At 67.3% G+C, this 21272-nt stretch carries 16 protein-coding genes, 1 tRNA gene, 2 rRNA genes and 2 pseudogenes (1 of these 21 cut by a window edge); all 21 read right to left on the bottom strand.

The features are described from left to right. Positions 1–62 precede the first annotated feature (62 nt). Positions 63–668, bottom strand: a complete 606-nt coding sequence (locus tag QE449_RS12605; RefSeq protein ID WP_307108915.1) for a TetR/AcrR family transcriptional regulator — start codon at positions 666–668, stop codon at positions 63–65. Between the two features lie 175 nt (positions 669–843). Further along, positions 844–917 (bottom strand) — tRNA-Pro (locus tag QE449_RS12610). A gap of 106 nt (positions 918–1023) precedes the next feature. Beyond that, complete coding sequence (der, locus tag QE449_RS12615; protein ID WP_056444408.1) at positions 1024–2469, bottom strand: ribosome biogenesis GTPase Der; 1446 nt, start codon at positions 2467–2469, stop codon at positions 1024–1026. After that, positions 2466–3158 (bottom strand): (d)CMP kinase, encoded by a 693-nt coding sequence (gene cmk / locus QE449_RS12620; RefSeq protein WP_307109717.1) that lies wholly within the window; start codon positions 3156–3158, stop codon positions 2466–2468. Before cmk ends, der begins: the two co-directional genes overlap by 4 nt. 29 nt (positions 3159–3187) lie before the next feature. Further along, positions 3188–4225, bottom strand: a complete 1038-nt coding sequence (locus tag QE449_RS12625) for a pseudouridine synthase (RefSeq protein WP_081821205.1) — start codon at positions 4223–4225, stop codon at positions 3188–3190. Positions 4226–4234: 9 nt separating this feature from the next. Further along, a pseudogene (gene scpB, locus QE449_RS12630) lies at positions 4235–4910 on the bottom strand (SMC-Scp complex subunit ScpB). Next, a complete protein-coding gene (locus tag QE449_RS12635; protein WP_307109718.1) occupies positions 4907–5737 on the bottom strand; it encodes a ScpA family protein in 831 nt (276 codons plus the stop codon). Before QE449_RS12635 ends, scpB begins: the two are co-directional and overlap by 4 nt. 27 nt (positions 5738–5764) lie before the next feature. Continuing rightward, a pseudogene (locus QE449_RS12640) lies at positions 5765–6652 on the bottom strand (ParA family protein); the annotation flags it as partial. Positions 6653–6758: 106 nt separating this feature from the next. Beyond that, on the bottom strand, positions 6759–7685 hold the full coding sequence (gene xerD, locus QE449_RS12645) for a site-specific tyrosine recombinase XerD (RefSeq protein WP_222631321.1): 927 nt from the start codon (positions 7683–7685) through the stop codon (positions 6759–6761). Then, complete coding sequence (locus tag QE449_RS12650; RefSeq protein ID WP_056444399.1) at positions 7675–8313, bottom strand: NUDIX hydrolase; 639 nt, start codon at positions 8311–8313, stop codon at positions 7675–7677. Before QE449_RS12650 ends, xerD begins: the two co-directional genes overlap by 11 nt. Then, positions 8310–10046: a CTP synthase gene (locus QE449_RS12655; RefSeq protein ID WP_222632474.1), complete on the bottom strand. Its 1737-nt coding sequence runs from the start codon at positions 10044–10046 to the stop codon at positions 8310–8312. The genes QE449_RS12650 and QE449_RS12655 overlap by 4 nt, the downstream gene beginning before the upstream one ends. A gap of 150 nt (positions 10047–10196) precedes the next feature. Beyond that, on the bottom strand, positions 10197–11144 hold the full coding sequence (locus QE449_RS12660; protein WP_027505464.1) for a copper transporter: 948 nt from the start codon (positions 11142–11144) through the stop codon (positions 10197–10199). Beyond that, positions 11141–12325: a putative cytokinetic ring protein SteA gene (gene steA, locus QE449_RS12665; protein WP_027505465.1), complete on the bottom strand. Its 1185-nt coding sequence runs from the start codon at positions 12323–12325 to the stop codon at positions 11141–11143. The genes QE449_RS12660 and steA overlap by 4 nt, the downstream gene beginning before the upstream one ends. A 94-nt stretch (positions 12326–12419) precedes the next feature. Next, positions 12420–14189 carry a DNA repair protein RecN gene (gene recN / locus QE449_RS12670; protein WP_307108916.1) on the bottom strand — a complete coding sequence of 590 codons (1770 nt, stop codon included), beginning with the start codon at positions 14187–14189 and terminating at the stop codon, positions 12420–12422. A gap of 5 nt (positions 14190–14194) precedes the next feature. Next, on the bottom strand, positions 14195–15139 hold the full coding sequence (locus QE449_RS12675) for an NAD kinase (RefSeq protein ID WP_027505467.1): 945 nt from the start codon (positions 15137–15139) through the stop codon (positions 14195–14197). Then, complete coding sequence (locus QE449_RS12680) at positions 15136–15969, bottom strand: TlyA family RNA methyltransferase (protein WP_056444390.1); 834 nt, start codon at positions 15967–15969, stop codon at positions 15136–15138. Before QE449_RS12680 ends, QE449_RS12675 begins: the two co-directional genes overlap by 4 nt. Position 15970: 1 nt before the next feature. Beyond that, positions 15971–16225 (bottom strand): hypothetical protein, encoded by a 255-nt coding sequence (locus tag QE449_RS12685; RefSeq protein WP_222631329.1) that lies wholly within the window; start codon positions 16223–16225, stop codon positions 15971–15973. Between the two features lie 59 nt (positions 16226–16284). After that, positions 16285–17289: an HAD-IIA family hydrolase gene (locus QE449_RS12690; RefSeq protein ID WP_307108917.1), complete on the bottom strand. Its 1005-nt coding sequence runs from the start codon at positions 17287–17289 to the stop codon at positions 16285–16287. Further along, complete coding sequence (locus QE449_RS12695) at positions 17286–18305, bottom strand: hypothetical protein (RefSeq protein WP_373425223.1); 1020 nt, start codon at positions 18303–18305, stop codon at positions 17286–17288. Before QE449_RS12695 ends, QE449_RS12690 begins: the two co-directional genes overlap by 4 nt. Before the next feature lie 134 nt (positions 18306–18439). Beyond that, a 5S ribosomal RNA gene (rrf, locus tag QE449_RS12700) occupies positions 18440–18556 on the bottom strand. Positions 18557–18699: 143 nt separating this feature from the next. Beyond that, positions 18700–21272: ribosomal RNA gene (locus QE449_RS12705) — 23S ribosomal RNA — on the bottom strand (it continues 563 nt past the right edge of the window).

The raw sequence follows: 21272 nt of genomic DNA on the forward strand, positions 1-21272 counted from the left end.
CCATGACCGTCCCATGAGACGACGATGAAGGTTCCTTCATGTTCGACACGCCGCGAGTGGCGTCAACGGCCGAGCAGGACACCGATCTGCATCTCGATCTCTGCCGCCACGTCCGCGACACTCTTGGTCGCGTTCGCCGTCAGAGCCATGCTGAGAAACAGGATGGCGGAGACGATGTGGGCCTGCACCTGCCGGTCCGGGTGGTGCGTCGCGTCGTCGTCGTCGCGGCCGAGGATCTCCGCGACGACCGCCTCGGTCCGCGCGGCGAGTGACAACGCTTCACGACGATGAGGTTCCGTGTCTTCACCGAACACGACCTCTCGCTGATAGGTCCGGCCGTTCTCGATCTGCTTGCGGTTGCACTCGACGACCGGCCTGAGGACGGCCATGACGGCCTCGACCGGGTCCACGACGTGGGCGGCCGCGGCGATGCCCCGCTCGAGCGCGCGCGCATAATCCGAGTTCTGCACCAGAAGAAGCAGTTCACCCTTGTTCTTCGCGTACAGGAAGACCGTTCCGGTTCCCACGTCGGCGCGGTCGGCGACCTGTTGTGTGGTCACCTCACTCACGCCGTACTCGGCGAAGAGGTCGCGTGCCGCCGTGGTGATGCGGTCGAGCTTGTCCTGCTTGTTCCGTTCTCGACGGCTCATCGCCGGGGAGGAAGACACCGCCGCTGCCCTCCTTCGCGCACTCCTGACGGGTGATGTACGCCCGTCATTCTCCCACGGCAGGCTCTCTCAGCTGCCGAGGAAGTCGACGACCACGGGCGCGGCCTCCGCGCGCACCGCACTGGACGCGAACATGGAAAATGGCCCCGGACAACCGTCCGGAGCCATTTCTGTGTCGGGCTGACAGGATTTGAACCTGCGACCACCTGACCCCCAGTCAGGTGCGCTACCAAGCTGCGCCACAGCCCGCGATCCCTCGAAAGGGATCGTGTGTGCCCCGAAGGGAACGAGCAAACACTACCCCAGTGGCGACGCTGGACGCCAATCGCCTCAGCAGCACCACCGGGGCAGTCGCCTACTTCTTCTTGCGGTCCCGCTTCTCCCGGATACGCACCGAGATCCGCACCGGACTGCCGTCGAAGTTGAACTCCTCACGCAGTCGGCGCTCGAGGAACCGGCGGTACCCGGCCTCGAGGAAACCGGTGGTGAACAGCACGAACGTCGGCGGCCGCGTGCTCGCCTGCGTGGCGAACATGACGCGCGGCAGTCGACCACCACGCATCGGCGGCGGCGTCGCGGCCACGACCTCCTTGAGCCAGGAGTTCAGCTGACCGGTCGAGATGCGCTTGTCCCACGACGCGAGCGACGTCTCCAGAGCGGGCACGAGCTTCTGCACCGCACGACCGGTCTTGGCCGAGACGTTGACGCGCTGCGCCCACGGCACGCGCATCAGGTCCCGGTCGATCTCCTTCTCGAGCTGGCCACGACGGTCGTCGTCGACGAGGTCCCACTTGTTGAACGCGATGACCAGCGCGCGGCCGGCGTCGGCGACCATCGAGAGCACCCGCAGGTCCTGCTCGGAGATGACCTCGGACGCGTCGAGCAGCAGGATCGCGACCTCGGCCGCGTCGATGGCGCCCTTGGTGCGGAGCGAGGCGTAGAACTCGGCGCCGCTGGCGTGACTGACGCGTTTGCGCAACCCCGCGGTGTCGACGAAACGCCACACCTTGCCGCCCAGTTCCACCAGTGAGTCCACCGGGTCGACGGTGGTGCCGGCGACGTCGTGCACGACCGATCGCTCGTCGCCGGTGAGCTTGTTCAGCAGGCTGGACTTGCCCACGTTCGGCTTGCCGACCAGGGCGACACGACGAGGGCCGGCGACACCGGTTCCCTCGCGGGGCGTCTCGGGCAGGACTGCCAGGACGTCGTCGAGCAGATCGCCCGTACCGCGGCCGTGCGTCGCACTGACCGGACGGGGCTCACCGAGACCCAGCGACCACAGCAGTGCCGCTTCGGATTCCGTGCGCTCGTCGTCGACCTTGTTGGCCACCAGGATGACCGGCGTCTTCGACCGACGCAGGACTCGTGCCACGGCCTCGTCCGTCGCCGTCGCACCGACGACGGCGTCGACGACGAGCAGGATGGCGTCCGCTGTCTGCATCGCCATCTCGGCCTGCCGGGCGATCGACTGCTGCATCCCCTTGGCGTCGGGCTCCCAGCCGCCGGTGTCCTGCACCATGAATCGACGTCCGGACCAGTTGGCCTCGTACGAGACACGGTCGCGGGTGACGCCGGGAACGTCCTCCACCACGGCCTCGCGGCGGCCGATGATGCGGTTGACGAGCGTGGACTTGCCCACGTTGGGCCGACCGACGACGGCGAGGGTGGGAACGGCGACCTCGGCCTCGGCCTCGCCGTCACCCTCGAAGTCGATGTCCTCCCAGTCCGACTCCTCGGACCAGATGCCGTCCGAGGCGTAGACCTCGGTCGCGTCGAGCGTGTCGAATGTGTTGTCGCTCATGAGCGTGCTCCTTCCGGGGCATGAGTCGGACGCCGGATGTCCAGACGCTCGGTGACCAGACGCATCAATTCGTCGATCACCGCGTCCTTGTCGAGGTCGCTGGTGTCCACGGTGACCGCGTCGTCCGCGGGTCGCAGCGGGGACGTGGCACGTGTGGAGTCCGCGTGGTCCCGACGCTGGACGTCGGCGAGCACGGCGTCGTAGTCGTCCCCGCGGCCCTCGGCGATGTTCTGGTCGTTACGACGCGTGGCGCGCGTCTCCGCGGACGCGGTCAGATAGATCTTGATGTGTGCGTCGGTGAGGACGACGGTGCCGATGTCGCGACCCTCCACGACGATCCGACCGGCAGTGTCCGCGATCTCTCGTTGCAGCGCAACGAGTTTCTCGCGCACTGCGGGAACGGCGGACACCGCGGAGACGGCCGCCGTCACGGCGGACCCGCGGATCGGACCGGTGACGTCCTCGCCCGACACCTCGACCCGCTCCCCCGTGGGATCGGTGCCGATGGAGAGGTCGATGGACTCGGTGAGCGCAGCGACGGCGTCCGCGTCTCCGGGATCGACGTCGTTCGTCAGCACCCATGCCGTCGCCGCGCGGTACATCGCACCGGTGTCGAGGTAGGACGCACCGAGCCGGGTCGCCAACAGGCGGGAGACGGACGACTTGCCGGTACCGGACGGGCCGTCCATCGCGACGATCAGTCGATCCTCCGACGCGGTCACAGGCCGACCGCCCCGTACAGGCTGCCGACCTCGCCGCGACCGAGCACCCGCAGCGTGCCGGGTCGCTGGTCGCCGAGAGCGACGGCCCCGATGTCGGTGCGCACCAGGCGTTTCACCGGGAACCCGACCGAGTCGAACAGTCGGCGCACGATGTGCTTGCGACCCTCGTGCAGCACGACCTTCACGAGCGTCTTGCCCTCGTTCACGTCGAGCACCGCGTAGGAGTCCACCTTCGCCGGTCCGTCGTCGAGTTCGACTCCGGAACGCAGCTTCTTGCCCGCGTCGCGGTCCAGGACACCCTGCACCGTGGCGAGGTACGTCTTGGACACCTCGAAGGAGGGATGCATCAGCCGGTGGGCCAGATCGCCGTCGTTGGTGAGCAGGATCAAGCCTTCGGTGTCGGCATCGAGTCGGCCGACGTGGAAGAGCCGCTGTCCTGCCTGGACCCGCTCCGAGACGATGTCGCCGATGCAGGGCCGACCGAGGTCGTCCGACATCGTGGACTGCCATCCGCGCGGCTTGTTCAGCGCGATGTGGACCAGATCGGCCTTGATGACGACACGGGTGCCGTCCACCCGCACGACCGCGACCTCGGGGTCGACGCGGACACCCTGCTCGGTGACGATGCGGCCGTCGACCTCGACGCGTCCCTCGTCGATGAGCTGCTCGGCGGCGCGACGCGACGCGACACCTGCCTGGGCGAGCACCTTCTGCAAGCGCACACCGTCCTCAGGAGCCACGTGCGGCCGCGGGCCGTCGGTGTGCTGGTGGCGGGCGGGCTTGGCGTTGCTGATGGTCGGAGCAGCCGTCGTCTTGCGCTCCGGCTTCGGCGACTTGCCGGGCTTGGAGCCGCTGTTCTTGGGAGCCACCCGGGGGTACCCGGATTTGCCGCCGGGCTTACGGCTCTCGGTGCGCTTGCTGTACGCAGCAGCGGCGACCTTCTTGTTGGGGCGCTTCTTCTGTCGTTCGGGAGTGGAGGCGTCGGATGCGCCGTCCCGGTCCGGTGTGCCATCACGGCGAGCGGAGTCGTTCACGTTTCTTACCTATTCGTCTGTGGTGTCGGTGCCGAACTCGGTGGTCGAGTTCGACTCGGTGTTCTCTCGTCGACGCTCGGCACGCAGGACCCGCGGATCGGAGTCCATGCTGTCGCTGATGTCGTCGATCATGTCCACGCCCGGAAGCAGCGGAGCAAGTTCGGGGAGGTCGGACAGTGACGCCAACCCCAACCGTTCGAGGAACATTTCCGTGGTGACGTACTGCGTCGCCGCAGAGTCCGGGTCGGGACCCGCCTCGGCGATGAGACCTCTCGCGAGGAGAGTGCGCATCACGCCGTCCACGTTCACTCCGCGCACAGCACTGACTCGTGCGCGGGTAACCGGTTGACGATAGGCGATCACAGCGAGGGTTTCCAGTGCCGCTCGGGTGAGCTTGGACCGCGCACCGTCGAGGAGGAGCCGTTCGACATAGGGCGCGTACTCGGTGCGGGTGTAGAAACGCCACCCGTCGCCGGCGAACCGCAGGTCGATGCCACTGCCGCGGGCGGTGAGGTCGGCGGCCATGGCGGTCAGCGCCTGGCCGGATGCGCGTTTCGTCACAGTCCAGGGCGGAGGCGAGCTGCGCGACGGATGCCGGAGTGTCGACGACGAGCAGCACCGACTCGAGCGCCGCGCGCACCTCGGCGTCCGACAGGGCGTCGGGAGCGTCCTCGCTCGCTGTCATCCGTAGTCCTCCATCCTCGAGACGTCCATCCGGTCGATGTCGGCAGCGTCGTCGTCGCCGGTCCAGGTGACCGCGAGATCGCCCAGCGCCTCGGGTTGTTCGAACGCGACGACCTTCTCGCGATACAGCTCGAGCAGCGCGAGGAACCGTGCGACCACCTCGACGGTGACCTCGCAGTCGCGGACCAGGTCGGCGAACGTCGCCCACTCACCCATTCCGCGGTCGCGCAGCATCGCCAGGATCGCCCGCGCGTGTTCCGGGACCGACACCGCCGACGCGTGGAGATGGCCGAGACCGACCGTCGGCACCTCGCGCGGGGTGAACGCCGCCGCGGCGATCTCGGCGAAGCGGCGCGGATCCACACCGAGCAACACCTCCGGCAGCAGCGACGCGAACGAGTCCTCGAGCGAGACCGATCGCGGATAGCGCCGCAGCGCGGCGTTCTCCAGTTCGCCGAACAACTGAGCCACCTGTTTGTAGGCCCGATACTGCAGCAGCCGGGCGAACAGCAGGTCCCGCACCTCGAGCAGTGCCAGGTCCTCGGCGTCGTCCACCTCGCCCGACGGCAGGAGGCGAGCGGCCTTGAGGTCCAGCAGGGTCGCCGCGACCACCAGGAACTCGGTGGTCTGGTCGAGACCCATCTCCGCGCCCATCGCGCGGGTGTACGCGATGAAGTCGTCGGTGACGGTGTGCAGTGCGACCTCGGTGACGTCGAGTCGGTGCTGCCCGATCAGGGTCAGCAACAGGTCGAACGGGCCTTCGAAGTTGGTGAGCCGCACCTGGAATCCGGTGGGCGTCGGCGCGTCCCCGACCGGCGTGTCCGTCACGACCGTCCCGTCGGTCAAGACTGGGGTGCGGGTGTCCCGGTGGATGACCTCGCGGGCCAACGACCGGTACGCGTCGGCACCCGCGGACTTCGGCGCCCACGTGGTGATCGGCTCGCCGGCGACGCTCGTCTCCGGGAAACGCACGGTGCGCGTGATGACGGTGTCGAAGACGACGTCACCGAACACCTCGACCACGCGATTCATGACCTCTCGCGAGTGCAGCGTGCGGGCGTCGAACATCGTGACCACGATGCCCTCGAGCTTCAGCCGCGGATTGAGACGATCGCGCACCTTGTCGACGGTGTCGTTGAGCAACGCGAGTCCGCGCAGACTGAAGTACTCGCACTCCATCGGGATGAGCACGGAATCGGCGCACGCGAGGGCATTGACGGTCAACAGGCCGAGCGACGGCTGGCAGTCGATGAGGACGTAGTCGTAGCGATCGAGAATCGGGTGCAGCACGCGTCCCAGCGTCTGCTCGCGGCCGACCTCGGTGACCAGTTGGATCTCGGCCGCGGAGAGGTCGATGTTGCTGGGGAGCAGGTCCATCCCGTCCACCCGCGTACGCATGAGGACGTCGTCGATCGCTACCCGCGGCTCCACCAGCAGGTTGTGCACCGTGAGGTCCAACTCGTGGTGTGGCACACCGAGACCCGCGGAGAGCGCGCCCTGCGGATCGAGGTCGACCAGCAGGACTCGGCGTCCGTACTCGGCCAGCGACGCACCCAGATTGATGGTCGACGTGGTCTTGCCGACGCCGCCCTTCTGGTTGCACATCGCGATGACCGTCGCCGGTCCGTGCGAGGACAGCGGCTGCGGATCCGGGATGTCGCGATACGGGCGCCCCGTCGGACCCATGCCCGACGGGTGGGCCAGGGTCGGATGTTCCGGTTCGGGCTGACGAGTGCGGAACAGTGCTCCGTCGTCGTGCGCCGCTGACACCACCGGACCTCCATCCTCACCTCGTGCTGCAGTTCCCCTGAACGCTACCGCGTGTCGGGTGCAGCTTCGTGCGGACACGCTACCGTGCGCGCGGATGCGCCTCGGCCCACACTTCGCGCAACGTCGTGACGGTGACCAGTGTGTAGATCTGCGTGGTGGTCACCGAGGCGTGACCCAGAAGTTCCTGCACCACACGTACGTCCGCGCCGCCGTCGAGCAGGTGGGTCGCGAAGGAGTGCCGCAACGTGTGCGGGGAGACGCTGGCTCCGATCCCGGCGCGCTCCGCCGCGGTCTGCAGGACCTGCCACGCGCTCTGGCGTGACAACCGGCCGCCCCGCACGTTCAGCAGAAGCGCGGGCGTGCCCTGTGACACCAGTGCGGGTCGACCACGGACGAGGTACGCGTCGACGGCGTCGAGTGCGGGACGGCCGATGGGCACGATGCGCTCCTTGCCGCCCTTGCCGTGCAGGACCACGGACCGCGAGTCGGAGTCGATGTCGTCGACGTCGAGTCCCACGGCCTCGGAGATGCGCGCACCGGTGGAGTAGAGGAGCTCGAGCAGCGCCCGGTCGCGAAGACCGCGCGGGGTGTCCGCGGCCTCCCCGGCGACGGCATCGAGGAGCGCGAACACCTGCTCGACGGAGAGCGACTTCGGGAGCCGGCGGCCCGGCGCCGGCGGTTTGACCCCGGCAGCGACGTCGACGTCGACGATGCCCTCGGCCAGCGCGAAGCGGTGGACTCCGCGAACCGCGATGACCGTGCGCGCGGCGCTGCTCGCCGCGAGCGGCGGGAACAGCTCGTTGCCGGACCGGAGGGCCGTCACGAACTCCGCGACGTCCACCTCGGTGACGTCGCGGAGACTGTTCCGGTCGAGTTCACCCAGATGGCTGGCGTAGCGCGAGAGGTCGCGGCGGTACGAGGTGATGGTGTTGCGAGCTGACCCGCGCTCGACGGCGAGGTGATCGAGATAGGTCGCGATCACCTCGCCCGGCGAGTCAGCTGCCATGCGCGCCCTTGCGCTTCTCGAACGCGGTGGGTCGATCACGCCAGGGTGCATCGCTCGGCCGCAACGGAACCGAGCGTGACCGCACCGCCGCCAGCGCCAGGATTCCAGCCACCGCCGACGCGTTCACGATCTCGCCGCTGAACACGCGCGACACCGCCTCGTCCACCGGGACGCGGACGAGCTCGATGTCGGCTTCCTCGTCGTGAGCCTCCGGTCGATCGACCTCGGTCACCTCGTCGGCCAGGTAGATCCGCACGGTCTCGTCCGTGAACCCGGGTGACGCCGCCACGTCGACCAGCAACGACAGGGACGCCGCGGCGAGCCCCGTCTCCTCGGTCAGCTCACGCTTCGCGGCCTCGACGGGATCCTCCCCCGGCTCGTCCAACAGACCCGCGGGAAGCTCGAGCAGGCGACGCCCCAGAGGGTGCCGGTACTGGCTGATCAGCACGATGCGCTCGTCGTCGTCCAGCGCGACCACGGCGACCGCACCGTGATGCTCGACGACCTCACGTTCGGCCCGACGACCGCCGGGCATCGTCACCTGGTCGAGCCGGAGCGCGAGAATCGCACCCTGGTACTCGACGGACGATTCGAGGATCTCGAACTCGTGACGATCGGCCATGGTCAGGCCTTCGTCGCGGCGGGTTCGGCCGGCTGCGCCGTGTCGGACTCGTCGCCGTGGACGTCGACGGGCAGCCGCTCCTCGGACTTGTACGAGAGCGCAGCGGAGATCAGCGACGCGAAGAGCGGGTGCGGCCGCGTCGGCCGGCTCTTGAGTTCGGGATGCGCCTGCGTGCCGACGAAGAACGGATGCGCGCTCCGCGGCAGTTCGACGAACTCGACCAGGTGGCCGTCCGGGGACGTGCCGCTGAACTGCAGTCCACTCTCCGCGATGCGGTCGCGGTAGCTGTTGTTGACCTCGTAGCGATGGCGGTGACGCTCGGAGACGGACTCGCTGCCGTAGGCCTGCGACACCACCGATCCCTTGGTGAGCGTGGCGGGGTAGGCCCCGAGGCGCATCGTGCCGCCCAGGTCCGCCTCGCCGGCGACCGCCTGCTCCTGGTCCGCCATCGTCGAGATGACCGGCTGTGTCGTCTCGGGCTCGAACTCGGCCGAGTTGGCATCGGTGAGACCGACGGACCGCGCCGCCTCGATGACCATGCACTGCAGACCCAGGCAGAGCCCGAGCGTCGGGATCTTGTGCGTCCGGGCGTGGGTGATCGCGCCGAGCTTGCCCTCGATACCGCGGATGCCGAAGCCGCCGGGAATCACCACGGCGTCGATGTCGGCGAGCGCCAGCTTGGCGCCGGCCGCGGTGTCGCAGTCGTCGGACTGCACCCACACGAGTTCGACCTTCGCGCGGTTGGCGAAACCGCCGGCCCGCAGCGCCTCGGTCACCGACAGGTAGGCGTCGGGCAGATCGACGTACTTGCCGACCAGGGCGACGCGCACCGTCTCACGAGGCTGGTGCACTCGCTCGAGGAGGGTTCCCCACACGGTCCAGTCGACGTCCCGGAACGGCAGTCCGAGCTGCCGCACGACGTACGCGTCGAGACCCTCGCCGTGCAGCACGCGCGGGATGTCGTAGATGGAGGGCGCGTCGGGTGTGGAGATGCACCCGTCGACGTCCACGTCGCACATGAGCGCGATCTTCGCCTTGAGGGCCTGCGGCACGTCGCGGTCTGATCGCAGGATCAGCGCGTCGGGCTGAATACCGATGCTGCGCAACGCCGCCACCGAGTGCTGCGTCGGCTTGGTCTTGAGCTCACCCGAGGGCGCGAGGAACGGAACGAGCGAGACGTGGAGGAAGAAGACGTTCTCCCGGCCGACGTCGTGGCGGACCTGACGCGCCGCTTCGAGGAAGGGCTGCGACTCGATGTCGCCGACGGTGCCACCGATCTCGGTGATGACGACGTCGGGCTCCTGGCCCTGCAGATCCGGTCCGCGCATCGCGAGGATGCGGGCCTTGATCTCGTCGGTGATGTGCGGGATGACCTGGACGGTGTCGCCGAGGTACTCGCCGCGACGCTCCTTGGCGATCACCGTGGAGTACACCTGGCCGGTGGTCACGTTGGCGTATCCGGAGAGATCCCGATCGAGGAACCGCTCGTAGTGGCCGACGTCGAGGTCGGTCTCCGCGCCGTCCTCGGTGACGAAGACCTCGCCGTGCTGGAACGGGTTCATCGTTCCGGGATCGACGTTGAGGTAGGGATCGAGCTTCTGCATCGTGACGCGAAGGCCACGTGAGGTGAGAAGCTGACCGAGGCTCGAGGCCGTGAGCCCCTTGCCGAGCGACGACGCGACGCCGCCGCTGACGAAGATGTGCTTGATGTCGGCCCGCGTGTGAATGCGTGACTGCAAAGAGACTCCCGTGACGGTGCGACCCGATGGTGACAGCGAGCGAATCGCTCAACATCGAGTGGTTCGGAACCTGGCCGACCCACGGGACTTCACGGTAACACCTTCACGCGAGTTCGGTCGACACCACGCGGGCGACGACGGCTGGAGTACCTAGCTCGGGGTCGCCCCCACCGTCACGGCCGTCGCGGCAGGACCCGTTCCGTACCGACCCGTACCACCGGCGAGCTGCTCACCGAGTGCCAAGGCGACGGTGATGCGCCCCGACGTGCGATCGACGTCGTCGACGGTGCTGGTCCCGGCTGCGAGGGCGGAATCCGACCGCACCACCGCGATGGGACCGCTGCCCTCGGCCGAACCGGCACGGCCCGCGAGCACGGTTCCGGCTCCGCGTCCGTCCAGAGCGCCGGCGAAGCGAGCCACGATCGCGCCGCGGTTGCCGTCCTCACCCGAGTCGGCGGCCTGTCCGGAGACCACCACCGCGAGCTGTGCCGGTGCCACGGCACCGTCGTCGTACGTGATGAAGCCGCCGCCGCGCAGGGTGTCGAGGGCCAGGCCCAGTTCCTCCGGCGTGCTCTGCGGTTGGGCGGTCTGTGCGTTCAGCAACAGCACCGTACCGAGCAGATCGCCCGCGAGGCTGCCCTGATCCACCGATCCCGTACGCAGTTGCGCGCCCGCGGGAACCACGTTGGTGAGGCGCGTGCGGAGATCGTCGCCGCTGGCGGCGGACACGAACGCCTCGGTGAGCCCCACTCGTCCGGTCACCGACCCGCCCGCGTCGGCGATGGTGCGCTGCACACCCTCCACGTCGGCGGGGTCTGCGTCGGGCGTGGTGACCAGCACGACGGTGCGGTCGGCCAGCGCTCCCGCGACCACCCGGGTCGCGACGGCCGCGTCGAAACCGTCGGCGGCGTTGAGTTGCTCACCGAGTGCGTTGTTCGCCGACTGCAGGTCGTTCACCTCGGTCTGCAGATCGTCCCGGTCGTCGCGCAGTCCGGACAGCACTCGACCGGACAGCAGGCCGGAGCCGAGGACGACTCCGACCGCGAGCGCCAGGAACACCGCGATCAACGAGATGGTGTGCTGACGAAGCGAAATCACTGAAGCAGCCCCTGCACCCACAGGGCGAAGCTGTTCCAGGTCTCGATCGCCCAGTCCAGAGTCGCACCGCTGCCGTTGGTCACGACGAGCGCCGCGATGACGGCGATGAGGGCTGCGAGGACGAGCAGCGCCACCGCGCCACCGGAGACCCGGCTGCGGTACAACGTCGCCATGGCCTTGGCGTCCACCAGTTTCGGACCGACCTTGAGTCGGGTCATGAACGTCGACGGTGTGTCCGCGCGCTTGCTGGCGTCGAAGAACTCGTCGAGCGACGCGGCACATCCGACCGTGACGATGAGTGAGGCGCCGTGGTGGTCGGCGAGCAGGAGCGCGAGGTCCGCCGGGGTGCCCGTGGCCGGGAACGTCATGGCTCCGATGCCCAGGTCCTGGATGCGCTCGAGGCCTTTGGCGTGGCCGTCGGAATCGGCGGGGAGCACCACCTCGGCGCCGGACTTCAGCGTGCGGCTGCTCACGTCGTCCGGGTCGCCGACGATCAGGTCGGGGCGGTATCCCGCCTCCGACAGCGTGTCGGCGCCGGCGCCGACACCGATGAGGATCGGCGAGTACTCCTTGATGAACGGCTTGAGCGACTTGAGATCGGCCACGTGGTCGGTGCCCTCGGCGACGACCACGACGTGACGACCGTTCATGTCGACGTCCACCTCGGGCACTCCGACGCCGTCGATCAGCAGCGGCGACTCGGTGCGGATGAACTCGATCGTGTTGCCCGAGAACGCTTCCAGGTGATCGATCAGACCGGACTTGGCCTCGATCATGCGGTCGGAGATGTCGGCCTCGGACTGCTCGGTGCCGGTGGCGAGACGTCGCTCCCCGGCGTACACGTTGCCGTCGTGCAGGCGGATCTTCGAACCGTCCTTGACCTTCTTGAAGACGTCGGAGCCCACCTCGTCGATGAGCTCGATGCCGTTGGCGACGAGCACCTCCGGACCGAGATTGGGGTAGCGCCCCGAGATCGAGGCGGAGGCGTTGACCACGGCCGTCACGCCGGCCTGTACCAGCAGGTCGGCGGTGATCCGGTCGAGGTCGAGTTCGTCGAGAACGACGATGTCTCCGGGACCGACACGGCGCAGGAGCTTGGCCGTGGAGCGATCGACCCGAGCGATTCCCGTGACTCCGGGAAGTGAGTCATGACTACGCGAGAGCAGAGCCGGCATCTTCATGCACACGATGATGGACAACAACACGGCAGCATCGGCGGAGGCGCGCCGTAACAATTACCACATCATTCACATGAGTCACACCAGCACATCGCTCTCAGGCGGTCGCGGACTCCCGTTCCGCCGTCGCGGTGCGCAACAGTTCCTCGGCATGTGCCCGGCCGGTCTCGGTGTCGTCGAGCCCGGCGAGCATGCGCGCGAGTTCCACGACACGCTCGGAATCCGTCAGAGTGCGCACACCACTGTTGGGGCCGCCGCGTTTTCCGTCGGTCTTGTTCACCACCAGGTGCGTGTCGGCGAACGCCGCGACCTGCGGGAGGTGCGTCACGACGATGACCTGGTGCGTCCTGGCCAGGCGTGCCAGCCGCTTGCCGATCTCCACGGCGGCGCGACCACCCACGCCGGCATCGACCTCGTCGAAGACCATGGTCGCTCCGGCATCCGATCGCGCGAGGACCACCTCGAGCGCCAACATCACGCGGGAGAGCTCACCGCCGGACGCGCTCTTGTTGAGCGGCAGCGACTGCGCACCGCTGTGCGCGGACAGACGGAACTCGATCTCGTCGGTGCCGGTCGACCCGGCGTGCAGCGCGGTTCCGTCGACGGACAGCGCCGACCGATCGTCCGCACCCGCAGCGCGGGGGCGCACCTCGACGTCCAGCTTGGCCTTGCCCATCGCCAGGCCGGCGAGTTCGGCGCTGACCGCCTTGGACAGTTTCGCCGCAGCCTTCGCCCGCGCGGCCGACAGCTTGCGTGCGACCTCGGCGGTCGCTGCACCGGTGGTGGAGACGCGCTCGGTCAGCGCTGCCACGGCGTCGGCGGAGACGTCCAGTCCCGTCAGGCGGGTTCGTGCGTCCTCCGCCCACGCGAGCACTCCGTCCACGTCGGCGGCGTACTTGCGAGTCAGACTCTTGAGCTCCGCTTGACGCGAGAGCAGCGTGTCCAGTGACTCCGGATCGGCGGGCAGATCCTCGAGGTACGAGGTGAGCTCGGCTCCGACGTCGGTCACCACCGCGATAGCCTCGGCGAGACGTGGGCCGACGGCCGAGAGAATCTCGTCGTCGGTCGAGGCGAGTCGATCGCGGGCCTCGCCCAACAGCGCCATGACGGACACGTCGCCGGGGTCGTCGCCACCGGTGAGCGCCGTGTGCGCGGCGGACGCCGCATCGCGGAGCGAGTCGAGATCGCTGAGCCGCCGGACGGTCGCCGCGATGTCGGTGTCCTCGTGCGGTGCCGGTGCGACCGCGTCGATCTCGTTCAGGGCGAACGTGAGCTGGTCCGCCTCGCGCGCGAGTTCGCGAGCCTTCTCCGTCCGCTCCCGCAGTTCGGTCACCGCAGCGACCCACTGCGAGCGGCGAGTGCGGTACGTCTCGAGCAGCGGCCCGATGGCGTCCGCAGCGAAGCGGTCCAGAGCGGCCAACTGCTGATCGCTGCGTTGCAGACGCAGTTGATCGTTCTGTCCGTGCACCGTGAGCAACGATCCGGTGAACTCCGACAGGACGCCTGCGGGCACACTGCGGCCGCCGAGATGAGCACGTGATCGGCCGTCGCTGCCGACCGTCCGGAGGGCGATGATGCTGTCGTCCTCGTCGCGCCGACCGCCGGTGGACTCGAGCAACTGCTCCACGTCGCCGCGGACCTGGTCGGTGACGTGGTCGGTGGTGAAACGACCCTCGACCACCGCGCGGTCGGCGCCGACACGGACACGCCCGGCGTCGGCGCGCGCGCCGGAGAGCAGATGCAGGCTGGTGACGACCATCGTCTTGCCGGCACCGGTCTCACCGGTGAGCACCGTCAGGCCCTCCGAGAACGACGCCGTCGCCTCGGCGATGACTCCCAGGCCGTCGATACGAATTTCGGACAACACGTCGGTTACGTCACCCTCCCCCGCCAGCCGGTGACCGGCAAGGCGAACTTGTGTACGAGTCGATCGGCGAACGGCGCGGAGTCGAGCCGGATCCACTTGATCGGCTCACATCCTCGCACCACCTCGACGCGAGCACCGGCGGGCAGGCGCAGGGTGCGCCTGCCGTCGCAGAAGACCACCGCGTCGTGTCCACCGTCGAAGGTCTCGATGGCGATGTGTGACTCGGGACTGGTCACCAGCGGCCGCGCGAACAGCGCGTGGGCGTTACTGGGGATGACGAGGATCGCCTCGAGCTCCGGCCACACGACCGGACCACCGGCCGAGAACGCATAGGCGGTGGACCCGGTGGGGGTCGACAGCAGAACACCGTCGCACCCGAACGAGGACACCGGACGGTCGTCCACCTCGAGCACCACCTCGAGCACCCCGAGCCGCGACCCGTTCTCGATACTGGCCTCGTTCAGCGCCCACCCACGTTCGATGATCTCGCCGTCGACGTGCACGGTGATGTCCAGCGTCATCCGCGGTTCGATGCGGTACTCGCGGCGCACCACGATGGCCAGGGTCTCCTCGAGATCGTCGGCCTCCGCCTCGGCGAGGAATCCGATGCGTCCCAGGTTCACGCCGAGCACCGGGATGGACGCCACCCGCGCGAGTTCCGCAGCGCGCAGAAAGGTTCCGTCGCCGCCGAGGACCAGGACGAGCTCGCAGCCCACCGCCGCCGACGGACCGAACTCCACGACGGAGACGTCGGACTGCGGTGTGGAGAGCGCGTCGATCCCCGACGTCGACTCCAACCGCGACGTGTCGTGCTCGTCGACGAGCACGCGCAGGGCGATCCCGTGATCGTGGAACACCTTCGCCGCGCGCAGAGCCGTCTGCTCGATGTCCGGGCGACCCGGATGCGCGACGAGCAGGATGGTGCGCTCGGGCACGGTCGACTCGCTCACTGAGGCCCCTTCTCCACGGCGTCGGACACCAGTTGCTCGACGGACGTCGACTGGGCTGTGCTGGGATCGTCGTCCGGACCCGGAACGGTGAGCCACAGGAAGTACTCGACGTTGCCGGACGGACCGGGCAGTGGGCTCGGCTCCACACCGGACGTGACCAGGCCCAGGTCGGCCGCGGCGCGCGCGACTCCCAGCACCGCATCTGCGCGCAGGGCGGGATCGCGGACCACTCCCCCTGCACCGACGCGATCCTTGCCGACCTCGAACTGGGGCTTGACCATCGGGAGGATGCTGGCACCCGGACGGGCACACGCGGCGAACGCCGGGAGTACGAGAGCCAACGAGATGAAGGACAGGTCGGCGACCACGAGGTCGACCGGCCCGCCGATGGCCTCGGCATCGATGCCGCGGACGTTCGTACGGTCGAGGACTCGCACCCGCTCGTCGGTCCGTAGCCGCCACACCAACTGTCCGTAGCCTACGTCGACCGCCACGACCTCGCGTGCACCCTTGGACAACAGCACGTCGGTGAACCCACCGGTGGACGCACCCGCGTCGAGACACCGCGCGCCCTCCACCGTGACACCGCGCGGCTCGAAGGCGGCGAGCGCGCCCAGTAGCTTGTGTGCACCTCGAGAGGCCCACGACACCTCGTCGGAGACCTCGGTGACCCGTAGCGCCGTGCCGGGCTCGACCGCGGTGGCGGGCTTCGTGGCCACGGTGCCGGCGATCAGCACTCGACCGTCCGAGATGAGCTCCGAGGCGTGATCCCGAGATCGGGCCAGACCGCGGCGGACGAGTTCCGCGTCCACCCGAGCGCGACGAGCCATGTCAGTTCTTGTCCACGGACGCGAGCGCGTCGACGAGTACCTCGTGCGCGCGGTCGAGGATGCGGGCCTGCCGCGTCAGCGTGACCAGGCCGTGCGGGTCGTCCGTACCCTCGCCGAACGGCGCCGACGCCGCCACGTCAGCCTCGGCGACCAGCGCGTCGACAGCCGAGACGACGGCGTCGGGATCGACGGACGTGCCCTCGACATCGGAGTGCGACGGCAAATGCTGACCGGGGCGGGGAACGGGCGTGCTCATCGCGGACAACGCTAGCCGATACCCCCGACGACGTCGGTCGGCGGTGGTGACCGTCAGTGTCAGGCGGTCCACCGCGCGACGACATCCGCAGCCGCACCGGACGCGCCCTCGACGGTGTCGAAGCCGCCGAGCGCCCAGACCGCGGGGAGAACGTCGCGCAGTGCCTCGATCCAGAGGTCGCCGTCGGCGTCGACGTCGCCCGTGGTCTCGACTCGCAGCACGGAACCGGACAGCGACACCGACCAGGTGTCGGAAGGCTCGGAGGGAACGAGAGACGCGGCCGGCTCCTCGAGCAGAGCCGACAGGGACGACGCGAGGTACGTGGGGCGCTCGTGCGGGACGGCAGTGAGCACGTCGTGCACGGTGCTCACTCCGGTGAGCACGAGGAGTGACGGCACACCCACCTCGTTGGCTCCCGCGATGTCCGTGTCCAGACGGTCACCCACCACCAGCGGCGTGGTCGACCCGCTGCGCTCGAGCGCGTCCTTCATGAGAGGTGCCTCGGGCTTGCCCGCCACGATCGGGGTGGCCCCCGTCGCTGCGGCGACCGCCGCGACCATGGCACCGTTTCCCGGCCCGAGACCGCGAGGCGTCGGCAGGCTGGTGTCGGCATTCGTGGCCACCCAGCGTGCGCCGGCACGGACCGCGTAGGTCGCCTCGGCGATGTTCGCCCACCCCGTCTCGGGGGAATGTCCCTGGACGACCGCGGACGGGGTGGGGTCCGCTGTACGAACCGGCACCAGGCCGGCGGCGGACACCTCTGCCTCGAGGGCCTCGGTTCCGACGACCAGCACGGACGCACCTGCGGGCAGGAGACCAGCGAGAAGCCGCCCCGCCGCCTGGGAACTCGTCACCACCGACTCGTCGGGCGCACGGAAACCGAGATCGCGTAGGTGCTCGGCCACCTGAGCGGGAGACCGACTGGCGTTGTTGGTGACGTAGCAGAGCTGAGAGGAGCACTCGCGGAGAATGTCGACGGCACCGTCGATCGGATCGGGACCCCGGTACAGAGTCCCGTCGAGATCGAGCAGCAGGGCGTCGTGAGCGTCGGTCAGACGGGTCACTGACCGGTCAGTTCGTCGACTCGGTCCTCGGCGTCCGTCTCACCCTCGACGTCGGCGGCGGCGGCACGGAGGAACCACTGCACCCCGTCGTCCGCTCGACCGGCGGCCACGAGAGCGTCGGCGTAGGCGTAGTACAGCCGCGCTGCAGCCGACCCCGTGCGATCTCCCTCGAGATCCGGAGTCTGCAGCGTCACCACCGCCTGGTCGTACTGCCCCATGTCCATGCGGGCACCCGCGACGACGATGCGCAGTTCGGACGCATCGTCACCCGTCAGCTGGCGAGCCTCGTCGCTGCGTCCGAGCTCGATGGCGCGCTCCGGCCGACCGAGGCCCCGCTCACAATCAGCCATGACGGACAGCAGGCCTGGCCCACCGGCCATACGGCGGGCGGCGCGGAGCTCGGACAGAGCCTCCGCCCACTCTCCTGCGTGATACGCGGCGATGCCGGCCGTCTCTCGGACCACGGCGATGCGGCCGGCACGCTGCCGCGCCGCTCGCGCGTGCAGCAGTGCTGCGGCGGGATCGTCTCCGATCAGCTGACTGACCATGACCATGTGTCGTGCAACAGCTTCCGCGTTGCTCTTGTCGAGGCTCAACAGGTCTCGACGGACCCCGGGTTCGAGATCTTTCGCGTCGACGTCGTCCGGCAGATCGGGCTCGACCGGACGAGGAGCGCGAGAATCAGGGCCTCGCCCACCGCCGGCGCGCGGACCTGCGCTCCCTTCACCGCCGCGACGACGGGGAGGTGCACCCTGTCCTCGAGTGCGGTCGGGTGCCTGGCCCCTGCCGGAACCCTGCCGACGGTCGCCGGACGTCGATCGATCCCCGGAGCGCCCACGGTCGCCGGTGTGGCGACGTTCGTCCTGGCTCCCGGAACGGTCACCGGAGCGAGGGGCCGATGATCGGAACGACCCGCGTTCCCCCGCGCTGTCGCGGCGAGGTGCCCGGTTGTCGCGCGCGGGCGGCCGGCGGTCCGAATCGGACGTACGACCTTCCGATGACGGCTCTTCCGGCACGGTGGTTCCTTTCGATCGATCGGCGACCGAGCTCTCCCGCTCGTCACCGGTGGTGTCATCATGCCGCACTCACGATCGGAGTGCAGAAACACGAAAGGGGACCCATGTGAATGGGTCCCCTTTCGGAACGGATTGTTCGGCGGTGTCCTACTCTCCCACACCCTGTCGGGTGCAGTACCATCGGCGCTGGAGGGCTTAGCTTCCGGGTTCGGAATGGGTCCGGGCGTTTCCCCTCCGCTATGGCCACCGAAACTCTGTGAAACAACAGAGCACGAGGCACACACGTTTCCTGTCACCGGTGCTGCTGGTGATGGATCGGTGGTGCGGGTTTCAGTTATCTGCTGACCAACTCGTGTGTTGTCTCAGATACTGCACAGTGGACGCGTAGCTTCTTTGTGGTAAGTCCTCGGCCTATTAGTACCAGTCACCTGCACCCATTGCTGGGCTTCCAGTTCTGGCCTATCAACCCGGTGGTCTGCCGGGGGCCTTACCCCCTCGAGGGGGTGAGAAACCTCATCTTGGAACAGGCTTCCCGCTTAGATGCTTTCAGCGGTTATCCCTTCCGAACGTAGCTAACCAGCGGTGCTCCTGGTGGAACAACTGGCACACCAGAGGTTCGTCCGTCCCGGTCCTCTCGTACTAGGGACAGCCTTCCTCAAGTTTCTGACGCGCGCGGCGGATAGAGACCGAACTGTCTCACGACGTTCTAAACCCAGCTCGCGTGCCGCTTTAATGGGCGAACAGCCCAACCCTTGGGACCTACTCCAGCCCCAGGATGCGACGAGCCGACATCGAGGTGCCAAACCATCCCGTCGATATGGACTCTTGGGGAAGATCAGCCTGTTATCCCCGGGGTACCTTTTATCCGTTGAGCGACACCGCTTCCACTTGCCGGTGCCGGATCACTAGTCCCGACTTTCGTCCCTGCTCGACTTGTCAGTCTCACAGTCAAGCTCCCTTGTGCACTTGCACTCGACACCTGATTGCCAACCAGGCTGAGGGAACCTTTGGGCGCCTCCGTTACATTTTGGGAGGCAACCGCCCCAGTTAAACTACCCACCAGGCACTGTCCCTGAACCAGATCATGGTCCGAGGTTGAGGTATCCAATACGATCAGAGTGGTATTTCAACAACGACTCCACACACACTGGCGTGCATGCTTCACAGTCTCCCACCTATCCTACACAAACCGAACCGAACACCAATACCAAGCTGTAGTGAAGGTCCCGGGGTCTTTTCGTCCTGCCGCGCGTAACGAGCATCTTTACTCGTAATGCAATTTCGCCGAGTCTATGGTTGAGACAGCTGAGAAGTCGTTACGCCATTCGTGCAGGTCGGAACTTACCCGACAAGGAATTTCGCTACCTTAGGATGGTTATAGTTACCACCGCCGTTTACTGGGGCTTAAATTCTCAGCTTCGCTCCCGAAGGAACTAACCGGTCCTCTTAACCTTCCAGCACCGGGGCAGGCGTCAGTCCGTATACATCGTCTTACGACTTCGCACGGACCTGTGTTTTTAGTAAACAGTCGCTTCTCACTGGTCTCTGCGACCCACACCAGCTCACACTGCAAGAGTGATCACCAGCAGGGGTCCCCCTTCTCCCGAAGTTACGGGGGCATTTTGCCGAGTTCCTTAACCATAGTTATCTCGATCGCCTTGGTATTCTCTACCTGATCACCTGTGTCGGTTTGGGGTACGGGCCGTGTACCAGCTCGCTAGAGGCTTTTCTCGGCAGCATAGGATCACTGAATTCGCCTCATTCGGCTATGCATCACCTCTCAGGCTGTGTGAGACCCGGATTTGCCTAGGTCTCGCCCTACAGGCTTACACCAGTGTTACCACTGACTGGCTCAGCTACCTTCCTGCGTCACCCCATCGCTTGACTACTACCAGGAAAGGTCCCGTGCATCACCACACCCGGCACCCGAAGGTGCTCCTGGCGGCTCTGGACGGTTAGTACTCCTGATTCATCATGGGCGCGGATACACGGGTACGGGAATATCAACCCGTTGTCCATCGACTACGCCTGTCGGCCTCGCCTTAGGTCCCGACTCACCCTGGGCGGATTAACCTGGCCCAGGAACCCTTGATCATTCGGCGGACGAGTTTCTCACTCGTCTTTCGCTACTCATGCCTGCATTCTCACTCGCGTGGCCTCCACACCTGGATCACTCCGGCGCTTCCCTGGCCACACGACGCTCCCCTACCCACCCACACACCTGCCGGAACCCTCGCAAGGGAACCGGGGGCTGTTGTGTGAGTGCCGCGGCTTCGGCGGTGTACTTGAGCCCCGCTACATTGTCGGCGCAAAATCACTTGACCAGTGAGCTATTACGCACTCTTTCAAGGGTGGCTGCTTCTAAGCCAACCTCCTGGTTGTCTTCGCGACTTCACATCCTTTTCCACTTAGTACACGCTTGGGGGCCTTAGCCGGCGATCTGGGCTGTTTCCCTCTCGACTACGAACCTTATCGCCCGCAGTCTCACTGCCGCGCTCTCACATCCTGGCATTCGGAGTTTGGCTGATTTCGATAAGCTTGTGGGCCCTCTAGACCATCCAGTAGCTCTACCTCCAGGATGAAACACGCGACGCTGCACCTAAATGCATTTCGGGGAGAACCAGCTATCACGGAGTTTGATTGGCCTTTCACCCCTACCCACAACTCATCCCCTCAGTTTTCAACCTAAGTGGGTTCGGGCCTCCACGACGTCTTACCGTCGCTTCACCCTGGCCATGGGTAGATCACTCCGCTTCGGGTCTAGAGCATGCGACTGAAACGCCCTATTCGGACTCGCTTTCGCTACGGCTACCCCACACGGGTTAACCTCGCCACATACCACTAACTCGCAGGCTCATTCTTCAAAAGGCACGCCATCACCCCCAGCGACAAGTCACTCGAAGGCTCTGACGGATTGTAAGCGCACGGTTTCAGGTACTATTTCACTCCCCTCCCGGGGTACTTTTC

The sequence above is a fragment of the Rhodococcus sp. SORGH_AS_0303 genome (assembly GCF_030819335.1).
GTDB lineage: Bacteria > Actinomycetota > Actinomycetes > Mycobacteriales > Mycobacteriaceae > Rhodococcoides.